The sequence below is a fragment of the Stenotrophomonas sp. TEPEL genome (assembly GCF_004348785.1).
GTDB classification, from domain to species: domain Bacteria; phylum Pseudomonadota; class Gammaproteobacteria; order Xanthomonadales; family Xanthomonadaceae; genus Stenotrophomonas; species Stenotrophomonas indicatrix.
This window is the reverse complement of record NZ_QQXJ01000001.1, coordinates 2397461-2412389: the sequence shown is the minus strand read 5'-3', so window position 1 is coordinate 2412389 and position 14929 is coordinate 2397461. Positions and strand designations below refer to the sequence as shown.

Sequence of the window (14929 nt, the reverse complement as noted above, 5' to 3'; positions counted from 1 at the left end):
TGCGCTGTCCACGCTCTCCCTGCTGATTGCCGCCACGCTTGCCGCTGCCCCGGCGCATGCGGCTGAGGCCGATGCACCGTCGGCGACCACTGCTGCTTCTGCCAACCTTGCTGCGTCCACGCTGGATGCGGTGGTGGTGACCGGTTCGCGGACCAGCACGCGCACGGTGAAGAACAGCTCGACACCGATCGACGTGATTTCCGCCGAGGACCTGGCCGCGACCGGCCAGGCCAACCTGCTGGAAGCGCTGCAGCGCAGCCTGCCATCGCTCAGCCAGATTGGCGGTTACCAGAGCGACCAGGAAAGCCTGATCCGCGGTTACCAGCTGCGCAACCTGTCGCCGGGTTACACGCTGGTGCTGGTGAACGGCAAGCGCCGCAACGCCAGCGCGTATGTCAGTGGCGCCAACGGTGGCGGCTATCCCGGCCATGCCTGGGCCGATCTGGCGCTGATTCCGGTGTCGGCCATCGACCATGTGGAGGTGCTGCGCGACGGCGCTTCGGCCATCTATGGTTCGGACGCGATCACCGGAGTGATCAACGTGATCCTGAAGTCGCAGGCGCACGGTGGCGATGTGTCGGTGGAGAGCGGGCAGAGCACCGATGGCGACGGCAGCCGCACCAGCGTGCGCGCCAACATCGGCCTGCCGTGGGGCGAGGACGGCTTCATCAACCTGTCCGGCGAGAGCACGCGCCAGCACCATGCGATCCGTACGCGGCGCTACATCGACGGCTACCTGAGTTATCCCGCCGTGGATGGCAACGGCAACCTGGTGGCGCTGCGTCTAAACAACCGCTTGCCGGCTGGAGCGACGCCGAACCCGGCCGAGGCCGGGCGCGATGCCGAGGCCAACATCATCCTCAGCTCGCCGTCGTATGCGCTGAAGGCCTTCGCGGTGAACGTGGGCCATGGCCTGGGCGAGAACGCCCAGTTCTACGCCAATGCGACCGCCAGCGACCGCACCGCGCAGGCGATCCAGAACTTCCGCCTGCCGGCAACGATCTTCACCACCTACAAGGCACCGGGCGTGCTGAGCGTGTTTCCCGATGGCTTCCTGCCGGTGCTGGAAACCAAGGAGAAGCAGTACACCGGCACGGCCGGGGTGAAGGGCCAGGTTGCGGGGTGGGACTACGACGTCAGCCTGACCGGCAACCGCAACACAGTGCGCACCTACACCCGCAATTCGGTGAACTACTCGCTGCCGTACCCCGGCTCGCCGACCGACTTCTATGACGGCAAGCTGGATTACCAGCAGGGCATCGCCAACCTTGATCTGCGTCGCGGCTTCGAGGTGGCGGCCTTCGCATCGCCACTGGAAGTGAGCGCCGGTGCCGAGTACCAGCACGAACAGTACGAACGCGGGGCAGGGCAGTGGGAGTCGTACACCGGTTTCGGTGCGGCCGCCTTCGTGGGCTATTCAACCGCCGATGCGGTGAAGGCCACCCGCAACAGCAAGGCGGTGTACGCCGGTGCAGCGACCAACATCATGTCGCGCTGGTACCTGGATGCCGCCGCGCGCTGGGAAGACCACTCGGACTTCGGCACGGTGTCGACCGGTCGGTTGACCACGCGCTTCGACTTCACCGATGCGCTGGGCGTGCGTGCCACGGTCAGCAATGGCTTCCACGCGCCGAGCCTGGGCGCGCAGTTCTACCAGGCCACCGGCAGCTGCCCGTGCGGTACCACGCTGGTGGCGCAGGTCGCCTCGCCGGCGGCGGTGGCGCTGGGCGCTACGCCGCTGAAGCCGGAGAAGGCCACCAACTACAGCCTCGGCGTGACCTGGGACCCGAGCCCGGCCTTCCATCTGGCGGTGGATGCGTACCAGATCGACATCCGTGGCCAGCTGGGCCAGTCCAGCCAGATCGGCTACAACGCGCAGGACCCGGCGAGGGTGACCGACAACAGTGGCACCGTGCTGACCGCCGCGCAGAAGAACACCATCGATGCGCTGCTGGGCACGGCCGGCATCAGCATCCTGCCCGGTGATGCGTTCTACGCCAGCTACTTCACCAACGTGGGCGACACCCGCACGCGCGGCGTGGAGCTGACCCTGGAAGCGAACCAGGAAACGCAGTGGGGCAAGCTGCGCTGGAGCTACGCGGCCAACGTGGGCCGCACCACCATCCAGAAGGTGAGCGCGATTCCGCAGGCGTTGCAGGGACTGCCGAACATCAACCTGCTGACCAGGTCGAGCGAGTACGCGCTGCGCTTCCGCACGCCGTCGTATACGCAGGTGGCGGGACTGGGTTGGCAGAACGGGCGCTGGCGTTCGAACGTGGACTTCACCTACTACGGCCCGATCAAGCGCCTGAACAACGGCGTGGAGTACAAGCAGCCGCCGGTGCTGGTGACCAACCTGTCCGGTGGCGTAGAGCTGGGCGCGGGCTGGAGTGCGGCGCTGGGCATCAACAACGTGTTCGACAAGCGCACCCGCAAGGTGCCTGCGTACGCACGCAGCGCCACAGATGTGGCCAGCATCGAGACCACCTGGGACAGCGGTGATGTGCTGAGCAACGTCGGGACGTTCTGGTACGGGCGTGTCAATTACCGGTTCTGAGGTTCATGTGAAACGTCGCCGGGCATGGCCCGGCGCTACCGAGGAGGGGTCATGTCTTCTGCATTGAAGGTGGTTGCATTGGTGGGATCGCCGACCAGTTCGGCGACGTCGCGCACGTTGCTGCTGGTGCGGCATCTGCTGGAAGAACTGCGTGAGCGGATCAACATCAGCGTGGAGCTGGTCGAGCTGGCGCCGATCGCGCGCTCGCTGGGGCAGGCGCTGCAGCGTAGTGAAGTGGAGCCGCAGGTGGAGCGCGCGCTGGCCACGATTGAATCTGCACAGCTGCTGGTGGCGGCCGCGCCGGTGTATCGCGGGTCGTATCCGGGCCTGTTCAAGCACCTGATCGACTTCATCGGGCTGGACGCGCTGGTGGATACGCCAGTGCTGCTGGCGGCTACCGGTGGCAGTGAGCGCCACGCGCTGGTGATCGATCATCAGCTGCGTCCACTCTTCAGCTTCCTGCAGGCGCATACGTTGCCGATCGGGGTGTATGCCACGCCGGCCGACTTCGACGGCGACCGGATCAACAGCGCCGCACTGCAGGCGCGCATCCAACTGGCGGCTGAGCGTGCAGCGGGACATGTGGCGACGCTGGCGACATCCGCAGCACCACCACTCCGTCGGATTGCCTAGCGCCGCGCCATGACCTTATTGCCAACCTGCATCTGCATGGCCGGATCCGACCGTGGATTGTCGAATTCCGGCGCTGGCATCGGGTCGTCCTTCTCTAGCATCGATATCGAAGCGGCAGTGCATTGCCGGCCCCTACGAGGACGATCCCGTGGCTGTAGACGCAACCCACAAACCCATCCTGTTCCTGCTGGACCGCGAGTTCGAGGACGGCCAGCTGCCCGGCCAACGCTTCTTCTGCCGGCACAGCCTGCTGCTGGAAGGTGCGCTGTCGAGCATCGAGGGCCTGGACGCACAACTGGACGTGCGCCGCATCGGCTTCAGCCGGCCGCGCCGCGAGGTGATCGCCGAGATCGGTGAGCAGGACCAGTCGCTGCCGAAGCTGGTGCTGCCGCAGGGCGTGTTCAACGAGCACGCCAGTGGCGAGTACCAGCAACGCCAGTACATCTCCGGTGCCGAGCCGATCCTGGCGGCACTGAATGGCCTGCTCGGCATTCCAGTGGCCCATCCCTGAGCGAGGACGTGACGATGAGCTACCTCATCAGCGTGTTGGACAAGAGCCCGGTGGCCGACGGCAGCACGCCCGAACAGGCGCTGCGCAGCAGCCTGCAACTGGCGCAGCGCGCCGAGCAGCTGGGTTACCACCGCTACTGGTTTGCCGAACACCATGCCGCGCCGACGCTGGCCAGCCCGGCACCGGAAGTGCTGGCGGCGTGGGTGCTGGCGCAGACCCGACGCATCCGCATCGGCAGTGGCGGGGTGATGCTGCGCCACTACGCACCGTACAGGGTGGCCGAGAACTTCAATCTGCTGGCGGCACTGGCGCCAGGGCGCGTGGATCTGGGCGTGGGCAAGGCACCGGGCGGTCTACCGGCGTCGACTGCCGCATTGGCCGCCGGGCGCCCGGCGTTCGCCGATTTCGACCAGCAGCTGCGCGACCTGGAAGGATATCTGTCCGACGCGCAGGCCGACGCGCAGGCACGGCCGATTCCGCAGACGCCGCCGGAGCGCTTCCTGCTGGGCGCGAGTCCACAGAGTGCGCGGCAGGCCGCTGAACTTGGCTGGCGCTTCGTCTACGCCGCCCACTTCGATGGCGACCCGAAGCACATCGAGGCCGCCTTTGAGGCCTATCGCGCGGTGTCCGCGCACGCCCCGCTGCTGGCGACGGTAGCCTTTGCCGCGCCCACCAGCGAGGCCGCCGCCCGCCACATCGGCGCGTTGCGGGTCTACAAGCTGCACCTGGGCCCAGGGCAGACGGTGAACCTGCCCAGCCCCGAAGCCGCTGCCGAATACGCACGGCAGGTAGGGGTTGCTGATTTCCGCATCGAAGAAACACGCCCCAGCGTGCTCTCTGGCGATGCACAGCATGTACGCAGCGAGCTGGATGCGCTGCACCGCCGCTTCGGCGTCGGTGAATTCATCCTCGACGCGCCGGTGGCCGACCTCGACGCACGCCTGACGTCCCTTGAACTGCTGTCGCCCGCGCCCCGCGCGGCGGTGGCCTGACTGCTGGAGCCACCCCATGAGCAGGACCCCGCGTCCCATCCCTTTCGGCATCATGCTGCAGGGCCCCGGCAGCCACATGCATGCGTGGAAGCACCCGTCCAACGTGCCCGATGCCAGCGTCAACCTGGGCTACTACATCGACATCGCGCGTACCGCCGAGGACAACGGCATCGCCTTCGGCTTCGTTGCTGACGGGCTGTACATCAACGAGAAGTCGATTCCGCATTTCCTCAACCGCTTCGAGCCGATCTCGCTGCTGTCGGCGCTGGCGACGGCGACGAAGAAGATCGGCCTGGCTGGCACGCTCTCCACCTCGTACAGCGATCCGTTCACCGTGGCGCGCCAGTTCGCCTCGCTGGATCTGCTCAGCGGTGGCCGTGCAGGGTGGAACGTGGTGACCTCGCCGCTGGAAGGATCGGGCCGCAACTACGGGCGTCCGCACCCCGAGCATGCGCTGCGTTACCAGATTGCCGATGAGTACCTGGAAGTGGTGCAGGGCCTTTGGGATTCGTGGGATGACGATGCGTTCGTGCGTGACCGCGACAGCGGCACGTTCTTCGCACCGGAGAAGTTCCGCCGCCTCGACCACAAGGGCCGCTTCTTCCAGGTGGAAGGCCCACTCAACATCCAGCGCTCGCCGCAGGGGCAGCCGGTGATTTTCCAGGCCGGATCGTCGGACGATGGTATTGCGTTGGCTGGCAAGTACGCCGATGCGGTGTTCACCCACGCGCCGTCGCTGGAGGAGACCCGCACGTTCACCCAGAAGGTGAAGAACTCGGCGATCGCCCATGGCCGCAGCGCCGGTGACGTCAAGATCTTCCCGGGCATCGGCCCGATCGTTGGCCGTACGGCGGAAGACGCCGAGGCCAAGTACCAGGCGATTGCTGCGCTGGCCGGGCTGGATGATGCCCTGGCGTATCTCGGCCGCTTCTTCGACCACCACGACTTCAGCCAGTACGACCCGGATGCGCCGTTCCCGGAGCTGGGCGACATCGGCGCCAATTCCTTCCGCTCCACCACCGACCACATCAAGCAGGACGCGCGCGAGCAGGGCCTGAGCCTGCGCCAGGTGGCACTGCAGGCGGTGAGCCCGCGGCCGAACTTCATCGGCACGCCGGAGCACGTGGCCGACGAGCTGATCCGCTGGTTCGACGCCGGCGCCAGCGATGGCTTCATCCTCGGCTTCGCCGCGCAGCGCGAAGGCCTGGATGATTTCGTAACGCTGGTGCTGCCCCTGCTGGAAGCACGCGGTTACCACCGCAGTGCGCTGGAAGGACAGACCCTGCGCGACCACCTGGGCCTGCCACGCAAGGCAAGCCGTTACAGCACCGACGCCGAGCCGGCGCGGAAGGTGGGATAAGGCGATGAGCGGAGACAGTTCGGTAGCGCCGGGCCATGCCCGGCGGAATTTGCCCGCATCGGGCGTACTGCCCGAAATCGCAGCACGCGCCGACCAGGCCATCGCGATCCGCCACGACCTGCACCAGCACCCGGAACTGGCCTTCGAAGAACACCGCACCAGCGCCCGCGTGGCCGAGCTGCTGCAGCAATGGGGCTACGCGGTCAGCACCGGCATCGGTGGCACCGGCGTGGTCGGTACGCTGCAGCGCGGGCAGGGCCGTCGCCGGTTGGGTCTGCGCGCCGACATCGATGCGCTGCCGATCCATGAAGAATCCGGGCTGGCCTATGCCAGCCAGCGCGAAGGCCTGATGCACGCCTGCGGCCACGATGGACACACCGCCATCCTGCTCTCGGCTGCCCACTACCTTGCGCACCACGGGCGTTTCGATGGCACCTTGCAGCTGGTGTTCCAGCCGGCCGAGGAAACCGGCTCGGGTGCTTCGAAGATGATCGCCGATGGCCTGTTCGAACGCTTCCCGGTCGATGCCATCTATGGCCTGCACAACTGGCCGGGCGTGCCGGTGGGGCACTTCGGCTTCGTCGACGGACCGGCGATGGCATCGGTGGACTGGGCGCGTCTGCGGGTGATCGGCAAGGGCGGCCACGGCGCCGAGCCGCAGGGCAGCGTCGATCCGATCCTGGCTGCCGCGCACACCATCACCGCGCTGCAGAGCGTGGTGTCGCGCAATGTCGATCCGCGGCAGATGGGCGTGGTCACCGTCGGCTCGATCCACGGTGGGCAGGCGGCCAATGTCATCCCCGATGTGGTGGAGCTGAAGCTGACCGTGCGCGCCTACCTGCCGGAGGTGCGCGATACGCTGCGCCGGCGGGTGACCGACATTGCCGAGCAGACCGCCGCTGCCTTCGGTGCGCGTGCCGAGATCGAATTCCCGCGCGGCTTCCCCAGCGTGATCAACCACCCCGAGCAGACGGCCTACGTCCGCGAGGTGGCGGTACAGGGGTTCGGTGCAGGGCAGGTGGTGGAGGCCTTCGCGCCGCGTACCGCCAGCGAGGACTTCGCCTTCCTGCTGCAGGCGCGGCCGGGCAGCTTCGTGTTCGTCGGCAACGGCGACAGCGCGCCGCTGCACAGCCCGCGCTATGTGTTCAACGACGCGGCCATCGCCCCGGCGGCCAGCCTGTGGGCGCGTCTGGCCGAGCACTATCTGGTGGAGGACGTGGCATGAGCGTGCGGTACGACAATGATCGCTTCCTGTACACCTCGGTGGACGACCCGCTGGCGCGCCCGTTGTTCGACGGCCTGGAGCAGGAGTACGACCACCGCTATGCGGACGTGCGCCGGCGTATCGGTGGCAGTGCCCGCGAGGAGCTGCAGCGCTATCCGGCCGAAGCCTTCGCTGCCCCGGTCGGTGCATTCGTGCTGCTGCTGCGCGACGGCGTGGCGATTTCCGGTGGGGCGTTCATGCCGCATCGCGATGAGGACACCGCCGAGTTCAAACGAATCTGGACGCTGCCTGGCCTGCGTCGGCAGGGCATCGCCCGGCGCGTGCTGCAGGAACTGGAAGACCAGGCTGCACGGCAGGGCTATCGGCGTGTGTTCCTGACCACCGGCTTCCGCCAGCCCGAGGCGGTCGGCCTGTACCTCAGCCACGGCTACACCGCGTTGTTCGATCTGCATGCGGACCCGGCAACCATCGCGCATCTGCCGTTCGAGAAGCACCTGGTGCCACAGCCACAGGCGGGCGACGCAGCCGCCCTCGCACTGCATGGAGCGGCGGCATGAGTACGCCTTCCACTGCCATCGAGGGCATTGTCCGCCAGCCGGCCACGGCGCTGAAGATCGTGCCGGCGCGGCATCCGTTGCAGGTGATCGGCACGGTGTTGGCACTCGCGCTGATCCTGATCGGCCTGCAGTCGGTGCTGGGCAATCCGCGCTGGGGCTGGGGCACGTTCGCCGAGTGGTTCTTTGCCCGGCCGGTACTGGAAGGGTTGGGGCGAACGCTGCTGCTGACCGCACTCGGTACCGGCCTCGGCTTCGCGCTGGGCACCTTGCTGGCCTTGGCCCGCGTCTCCGGCTCACCACTGCTGTCGGCGGTGTCGTGGGGCTACGTGTGGCTGTTCCGTTCGATTCCGCTGCTGGTGCTGTTGCTGCTGCTGAACAACCTGGGCTACCTGTACAGCACCATCGAACTGGGCGTTCCATTCACCGACATCAGCCTGTTCTCGTACCCGACCACGCAGCTGATCGGCGTGTTCACTGCCGCCGTGCTCGGCCTCACCTTGAACCAGGCGGCGTTCTCGGCCGAGGTAATCCGTGGTGGCATCCTGTCGGTCGACCACGGCCAGTACGAGGCGGCCGCAGCGTTGGGCCTGCCGCGTGGGCGCCAGGTGCGCCGCATCATCCTGCCGCAGGCGATGCGTTCGATCCTGCCTGCTGCGTTCAATGATGTGATCGGCCTGGCCAAGAGCACCTCGGTGGTCTACGTGCTGGCGTTGCCGGAGCTGTTCTACACCGTGCAGGTGATCTACCGGCGCAACCTGGAGGTGGTGCCGCTGCTGATGGTGGCCACGGTCTGGTACCTGGTGATCCTGACGGTGCTTTCGCTGCTGCAACGACGGGTGGAGCAGCGCTTTGCCCGCGGCCAGCTGCAGCACGAGCGCAACGTGTCGCGGGTATCGTCTGCAGCACCGCGGGCAGCGGCGACCGCTGCACGCGTGCCCAGCCGTGCGGCATTTGCCGTGCCGATCGAGGCCGGAACGGGCGCGGCTGTGTCCCTGCATGGGGTGGGCAAGGCCTTCGGCGAGCAGACGGTGCTTGATGACGTGCATCTGGAACTGAGGGCCGGCAGCGTGACCGTGCTGATTGGTCCGTCCGGTGCGGGCAAGTCCACCCTGCTGCGGCTGATCAATCATCTTGAACGCGCTGACAGCGGCTTCGTCACCGTAGGCGGCCAGCTGATCGGTTACCGCCGCGACGGCGACACCCTGTACGAGCTGCCGGAAGGCGAGATCCGCCGTCGCCGCGCGGAAGTCGGCATGGTGTTCCAGGGCTTCAACCTGTTCCCGCACATGACCGCACTGGAGAACATCATCGAAGCGCCCATCGCGGTGCGCGGCATTCCGCGCGCCCAGGCCGAGCAGCAGGCACGCACCCTGCTGGAGCGGGTGGGGCTGGCCGACAAGGCTGATGCTTTCCCGCGCCAGCTGTCCGGCGGCCAGCAGCAGCGTGTAGCCATCGCCCGCGCGCTGGCCCTGCAGCCGAAGGTACTGCTGTTCGACGAGCCGACCTCCGCGTTGGACCCGGAGCTGGTGTCGGAGGTGCTGAGCGTGATCGAGGAACTGGCCAGTTCCGGCACCACGCTGGTGATCGTCACCCACGAACTGGGCTTCGCCCGCCGCGTGGCCGACCACGTGGTGATGATGGACCAGGGCCGGGTGATCGAGCAGGGCACGCCGGACGCGCTGTTTGAACACCCGCGCCAGCAACGCACCGCCGATTTCCTGGCCAAGACCCTGTAATCCTTTTCGAGAACCGCCATGAGCCCAGCATCGCAGCGACGTCCCGCCCGCAGCACCCTGTTGATCGTCGGTGTGCTGGTCATCGGCATTGCCGGCATCGTCTATTCGCGCGTGCGCCAGGGCCCCGACGGCGTGCCCGTTGCGGCGACCTCGCTGGCCGCCAGCAACGCGCAGCTACTTAGGGGCACGCCCGATCCGAAGGCGCAGGCGCTGATTCCGGCCGGCTATCGCTTCGTCACCCCCGGCGCGTTCACCATCGCCACCCATCCCGGCCAGCTGCCATTGGCCGACTACGGGGCCGACAGCAAGGAAGTGGTGGGCGTGGAGCCGGACATCGCACGGTTGATCGCCGATGGCCTGGGCCTGAAGCTGGTGGTGGTGCCGGTGGCCTGGGCCGACTGGCCGCTGGGGCTGGAATCGGGCAAGTACGATGCGGTGCTGTCGAACGTGACGGTCACTGAAGAACGCAAGAAGAAGTTCGATTTCTCCAGCTATCGTTTCGACCTGCTGGGCATCTATACCCGCACCGATGGCCCGATCCAGAAGATCGCCACACCGGCCGACGTTGCAGGGCTGAAAGTGGTGGTGGGGGCCAGCACCAACCAGGACCAGATCCTGCGCCAATGGGACAAGCAGAACATCGCCGCAGGCCTGAAACCGGTGGAGTACCAGTACTTCGATGATGCGGTGATCGGGCGGTTGGCAGTGATCACCGGCCGCGCCGACGTGTCGTTCGAGCCGAATGCCACCGGCGCCTATTCGGCGCGCGATGGCAAGGTGCGCCGGGTCGGCCTGTTCCCGGGTGGCTGGCCGGACGCAGCGGCGATTTCGGTGACCACCCGCAAGGGCAGTGGCCTGGCCGATGCGGTGACCCAGGCATTGAACACCCAGATCAGCAGCGGTACCTACGCAAAGGTGCTGGCGCGCTGGAATGTGGCCGAAGAAGCGGTGCCGCAGTCGCAGACCAATCCGCCGGGGTTGCCAGGGTTCTAGCGATGCCGCTTGGTAGGCGTCGCGCTTGCTCGACGGAAGGCGTGCCGACCAAGGTCGGCATCTACCGGAGGGCGTGCCAACCAACGGTTGGCACCCACCGGAATGCGAGGCGGGGCATGCCGACCAAGGTCGGCCTCTACCGGGGTCAGGGCTGCCATCGAGTACAAGTTCGATCACTTCGGTTCCTGCATCGGCATTACTGCCAACGTGCCTCCAGGGTGCGGAACGGGCCATCGAGCAGCACGCCGTCCTTGTCGAAGTTCCGTACCGATCGCCCATCCACGCGCACGTCCTTGGGCAGGGTACGGCTGGGCCACCATACGCGTACCGGCGTGCCCTTGCGCAGCCCCTTGCCGAGCGACACCGTCAGGTTGCCGTCGCGCTGCCGCGCCTGCATCTGCAGGGTGCCATAGGCGGTGGGCAGGCGGTCCACGGCCAGGCCCTCGCCAGCGACCCACGAAGGGGGCGTACCCGGCAGCAGCGACAACGCATCGTCGTCCTCGCGCATCAGCATGCCGAACAGGGTGCGGCCGTATTCGGCGCCGATCCAGGTGTGCGGCATGTCGCCCAGATAGCGTGGGAAGCGCAACCGCGAGTGCACGACCTCGGCCAGCACCTGCCATTCCAGCGGCCTGCGATCGTGCAGCAGGCCCTGCAGCAGTTCGTCGGCCGCTTCGGGCTGGCCCAGGTGCACGTAGCTCAGCACGTTGCGGATTTCATACGGCGTGTAGGCGTACAGCGCACCGGGCTGGTTGCGCTTGCGCACATCGTCCAGATAGCGGGCGAAGGTGGTGCGCAGGGCCTCGGCCGGCAACACGCTCTGTGCACCGGTGGGGTCCAGCGCGATCGATACACCGGTCGGGTCGCCATCGCCAAGGTCGGCCGATGACGGAATGAAGTCGATGCCCTTCCAGGCCATCGTTGCGCGGATCGAGGCATGCAGTGCGTCATACAGCGCCTTGTACTGTTCGCGCGCCCACGTGGCGGTTTCGTGGTCGCCCAGCGATTCGGCCAGCCACGCGCCGTCATGCCAGCCCTTCAGGCCCCAGTAGTCGTCCCAGTAGCTGTGGGTGGGTGAGGGGTAGCCTTCGTGGCTGATGGACGGCGCAAGGATGCCGGCAAAGCGCTCCGGCGATGGCTGGTCGGCCATGTAGCCCGGCACCAGCGTGCGTTCGCGCAGTTCCTGCAGGAAGCGCAGCGCGGCCTTCACCTTGGGCAGGTAGGCGCGCACGCTTTCCGGCCCGCCATCGAGCCGGGCGACGTCGGCAACGAGGGTGACGTACTGGCCCTGGCTGTCGTACTCGATGTCCGAGCCGAAGCCGGTATTGACGCTGCCATCGTCGTTGAGGATGGGCGACACCAGGCCATTGCCGTGCACGCCGTGTTCGCTGTACCAGGCCAGGTAGTCGCGTGCCACCTTGGCTTCGCCCATGCGCAGCAGCACGGCCGAGGTGGCCATGCCATCGCGGATGAAGGAGCGGTTGTAGTTGCGCGGGCCGGGCTGCATGGCCGGGCCGGTCTGATTGATCAGCATGTAGGCGGCTTGTGCGCGCAGCATGTCCACCAGTGAAGGGTCGGGCAGGCGCAGGCCGACCTGGCCCAGCCGCGCCTGCCAATCAGCGGAGGCGCGGCTGGCCAGCGTGTCGAACGCCTTGTCGCCGTCGCGCGGCAGCGACGCGAGGTTGAGGGCCGGTGCTTCCGGCAGCACGCCATTGGCATCGGCGGTGGCGGTACCGAGCGGGAAGGCCACCACCACCGCGTCGCTGGCACCGGGGGCCAGGGTGACGCGGTAGCTCAACGCCGCCGCTGCCAGGCCTGCGGCATCGCTGGACTGCTGTGCGGCAGGCAGTTGTCCGCTGGCGATGGCCGTGGTGATCTCGGTGTCACCTTCGTTGCCGAAGGGGGCAGTGCCAGCGGCATCCACTGCGCTGAGTGACTGCAGCAGCGTGCGGCCATTGACGCGCACGCGATTGCCTTCGACGGCCACCTCGCGGATCGGCGACAGGCCGCCGTTCTGCCACGGCGGGTTCATCTGCATCGGTCGCACTGCGAGGGTCAGCGTGCCTTCGATGGCCGCGCTGCCGGTATTGCGCAGGCGATGGCGCACGAAGGTGACCGGTTGCCCGTCGCGCTCGATGGCAAAGGCTTCGCTGCGCAGTTCCAGCCCGGGCTGCGGTGACCACGTGGCAGACGGCATCGGCTTCCAGCCATCGCGCAGTGCGTGCTGCACCGGTTGTTCAGCGGCACCGGTCGCGCGGCTATCGGCACTGCGCCAGATCGGCTGCACCAGTGGTGCGCCCTTGTAGGCTTCGATGTTGCCGTATTCGTCGAAGATCGATTTCTGCCGGCCCGCATGCACGCCGACTGCAGTCCAGTAGGTCTGCTGCATGTGCAACGAAGCAGGGAACAACGCGCGCTGCGCGCCACTGGCGGCGATCTGGTAGCGCTTCATCGGCGTCATCACCGCCTTCGGGCCGAGCAGGCGGATGCGTTTGACCTGGGGGGCATCGCCCTCCACGGTCAGGCGCAGTGCCTTGATGTCGAGTGGCGCGTCGGCCGCCAGCCAGCTCTGCTGCCGGGTCGCCGCCTGCGCGTCGCGCGCCAGTTCGTACCAGCGGCCCTGTGCGTCCTGCGCCTGCAGGCGTGCAGCGCCGTGCACGTTGGCCCAGTCCACCGCCAGCCCGGTGCTGGGCTGAGCACGGGGCAGGGTGATGTCGAGCGTGTGGATGCCGCCTTTGCCTGCGGGGATGGCAACCGTGCCGCCGCCCTGCCACAGCGCAGCGGACTGGGTGGCGTCCAGCCCGGTCACCCGTGCGCTGAGCGTGGTGTCGAGCGGTTCCATTTCGAAGATGGATACGCCCCAGTCGGAGGTGCGCTGCGGGCTGGCCAGACGCAGGTAGCGGGCCTGTCGCGGCGCGAAGTACAGGGTCTCGATACCACCCAGCGAATCGCCCATGACGTAGGCGCTCTGCCACTGCTTGCCGTCGAGCGAGGTCTGCAGCGAATAGCCTTCGGGGTTGGAGACATCCCAGGTGAGGCGTGCACCGGCCAGCATCGCAGGCTTGCCGAGATCGACCTGGAACCAGTGGCCGGGACTGAACGCGCCGCCGGTCACCGTCTTCGGATCGTTGTCGATCAGGTGGCTGATCGCCATCGCCGGAACCTGCTGCGACGACGCGCTGGCCTGCCATTGCGCGCGCGGTGGCAGGTTCTGTGCGGTGGCGGTGGCGGCCAGTGACAGGCCGAGCAGCAGGGCCGCGGCAAGGCGCCGGTTCGGCAGGCGTGGAGCGGTCCAGCGGTCAGCGCACAACGTCATTGCGAAGGCCTCACATCGGCAGGGCCCGGGAACGGGCGGGCCTACGCTAGCAAGGGATGTAACCGGTTACATGACGCGTCGCAATATTTCCCGGGCGGGTCCTGGCACGAGGTTTCATGAATGCGCACAGATGCGCTCGCGCAGCCAGCGATGTGCCGGATCGCGATGCACGCGTTCGTGCCAGAGCATCACCATCTCGAACCCGGGCACATCAATGGGCGCCGCAACCGCCTTCAAGGCCGGGTCCTGCGCGACCAGGCGCGAGGGCATCATCGCCACCAGGTCCGTGCGCAGCAGCACGCTGCGCAGGAACAGGAAGTGCGGCACCGACAGCACCACGTTGCGACGCGCGCCAACATGCGCCAACGCACTGTCGGTGCCGCCATGGAAACCGCCGCCATCAGGCGACACGATCACATGGTCCAGCGCGCAGAACTGCTTGAGCGTCGGCCGCCGCTTCAGTCGTGGATGGTCGCGACGCCCGGCCAGGACGTAGCGCTCCTGGAACAGCGGACGATGGTGCAGCGAGGGAGGCGCGTCGGAGGTGATGTGGAGGGCGAGATCGATCTCGCCGCGTTCGCTCTGCGCCACCATCTGCGCCGGCGCCAGGCTGACCACGGCCAGGCGCGTGCCGGGTGCGCGCACGCGCAGGTCGGCCAATGCCGGCAGGACGATCGTGGTTTCGCCGAAGTCCGACGCCATGATCCGCCAGGTCTGCGTGGCCTGGGCCGGATCGAACGCCTGCACCGGTGCGACCGCACGCTGCAGTGCAGCCAGTGCTTCGGCCAATGGTTCGCGCAGCGCATCGGCACGTGCGGTGGCACGCATGCCGCGTGGCCCCGGCAGCAGCAGCGGATCATCGAACAGGTGGCGCAGGCGCGCCAGCTGCACGCTGACCGTGGGCTGGGCCAGATGCAGGCGTTCGGCCGCGCGGGTGACGTTCTGCTCTTCCAGCAGGGCCTGCAGGGTTACCAGCAGGTTGAGGTCGATGCGGCGCAGGGTATTGTCCATGGCAATGCCGGGGATTGCAGGAATTCATTTCAACTATA

Annotated in this window: 11 protein-coding genes; 9 read left to right on the top strand and 2 right to left on the bottom strand. The window is 67.4% G+C overall.

All coding sequences use genetic code 11. The annotated features are described in order from the left end of the window. The 9 genes from TEP_RS10845 to TEP_RS10805 form a co-directional block, all read left to right on the top strand. Positions 1–2557 (top strand): TonB-dependent receptor (locus TEP_RS10845; protein WP_240790687.1); only part of this gene is annotated, 2557 nt, incomplete at its 5' end. A 51-nt stretch (positions 2558–2608) separates the two neighbouring features. Next, on the top strand, positions 2609–3190 hold the full coding sequence (gene msuE / locus TEP_RS10840; RefSeq protein ID WP_132825291.1) for an FMN reductase: 582 nt from the start codon (positions 2609–2611) through the stop codon (positions 3188–3190). 148 nt (positions 3191–3338) lie between these two features. Beyond that, entirely contained in the window at positions 3339–3701 is a 363-nt protein-coding gene (locus TEP_RS10835) for a DUF3088 family protein (protein ID WP_132825290.1), read from the top strand. A gap of 14 nt (positions 3702–3715) precedes the next feature. Then, complete coding sequence (locus TEP_RS10830; RefSeq protein WP_132825289.1) at positions 3716–4693, top strand: LLM class flavin-dependent oxidoreductase; 978 nt, start codon at positions 3716–3718, stop codon at positions 4691–4693. A 16-nt stretch (positions 4694–4709) separates the two neighbouring features. Then, positions 4710–6053, top strand: coding sequence for an LLM class flavin-dependent oxidoreductase (locus tag TEP_RS10825; RefSeq protein WP_132825288.1), 1344 nt, complete (start codon positions 4710–4712; stop codon positions 6051–6053). 4 nt (positions 6054–6057) lie between these two features. After that, positions 6058–7278, top strand: a complete 1221-nt coding sequence (locus TEP_RS10820) for a M20 aminoacylase family protein (protein ID WP_132825287.1) — start codon at positions 6058–6060, stop codon at positions 7276–7278. Further along, positions 7275–7835, top strand: coding sequence for a GNAT family N-acetyltransferase (locus tag TEP_RS10815; RefSeq protein WP_132825286.1), 561 nt, complete (start codon positions 7275–7277; stop codon positions 7833–7835). Before TEP_RS10820 ends, TEP_RS10815 begins: the two co-directional genes overlap by 4 nt. Next, positions 7832–9571, top strand: coding sequence for an amino acid ABC transporter permease/ATP-binding protein (locus TEP_RS20020; protein ID WP_132825285.1), 1740 nt, complete (start codon positions 7832–7834; stop codon positions 9569–9571). The genes TEP_RS10815 and TEP_RS20020 overlap by 4 nt, the downstream gene beginning before the upstream one ends. An 18-nt stretch (positions 9572–9589) precedes the next feature. Continuing rightward, positions 9590–10564, top strand: coding sequence for an ABC transporter substrate-binding protein (locus tag TEP_RS10805; RefSeq protein ID WP_132825284.1), 975 nt, complete (start codon positions 9590–9592; stop codon positions 10562–10564). A gap of 196 nt (positions 10565–10760) precedes the next feature. Here the strand turns inward: TEP_RS10805 and TEP_RS10800 are convergent, their stop codons facing one another. Both TEP_RS10800 and TEP_RS10795 read right to left on the bottom strand, forming a co-directional pair. Beyond that, on the bottom strand, positions 10761–13880 hold the full coding sequence (locus TEP_RS10800) for a discoidin domain-containing protein (RefSeq protein WP_132825283.1): 3120 nt from the start codon (positions 13878–13880) through the stop codon (positions 10761–10763). Positions 13881–13994: 114 nt separating this feature from the next. After that, entirely contained in the window at positions 13995–14891 is an 897-nt protein-coding gene (locus tag TEP_RS10795; RefSeq protein ID WP_099842360.1) for a LysR family transcriptional regulator, read from the bottom strand. Positions 14892–14929 lie beyond the last annotated feature (38 nt).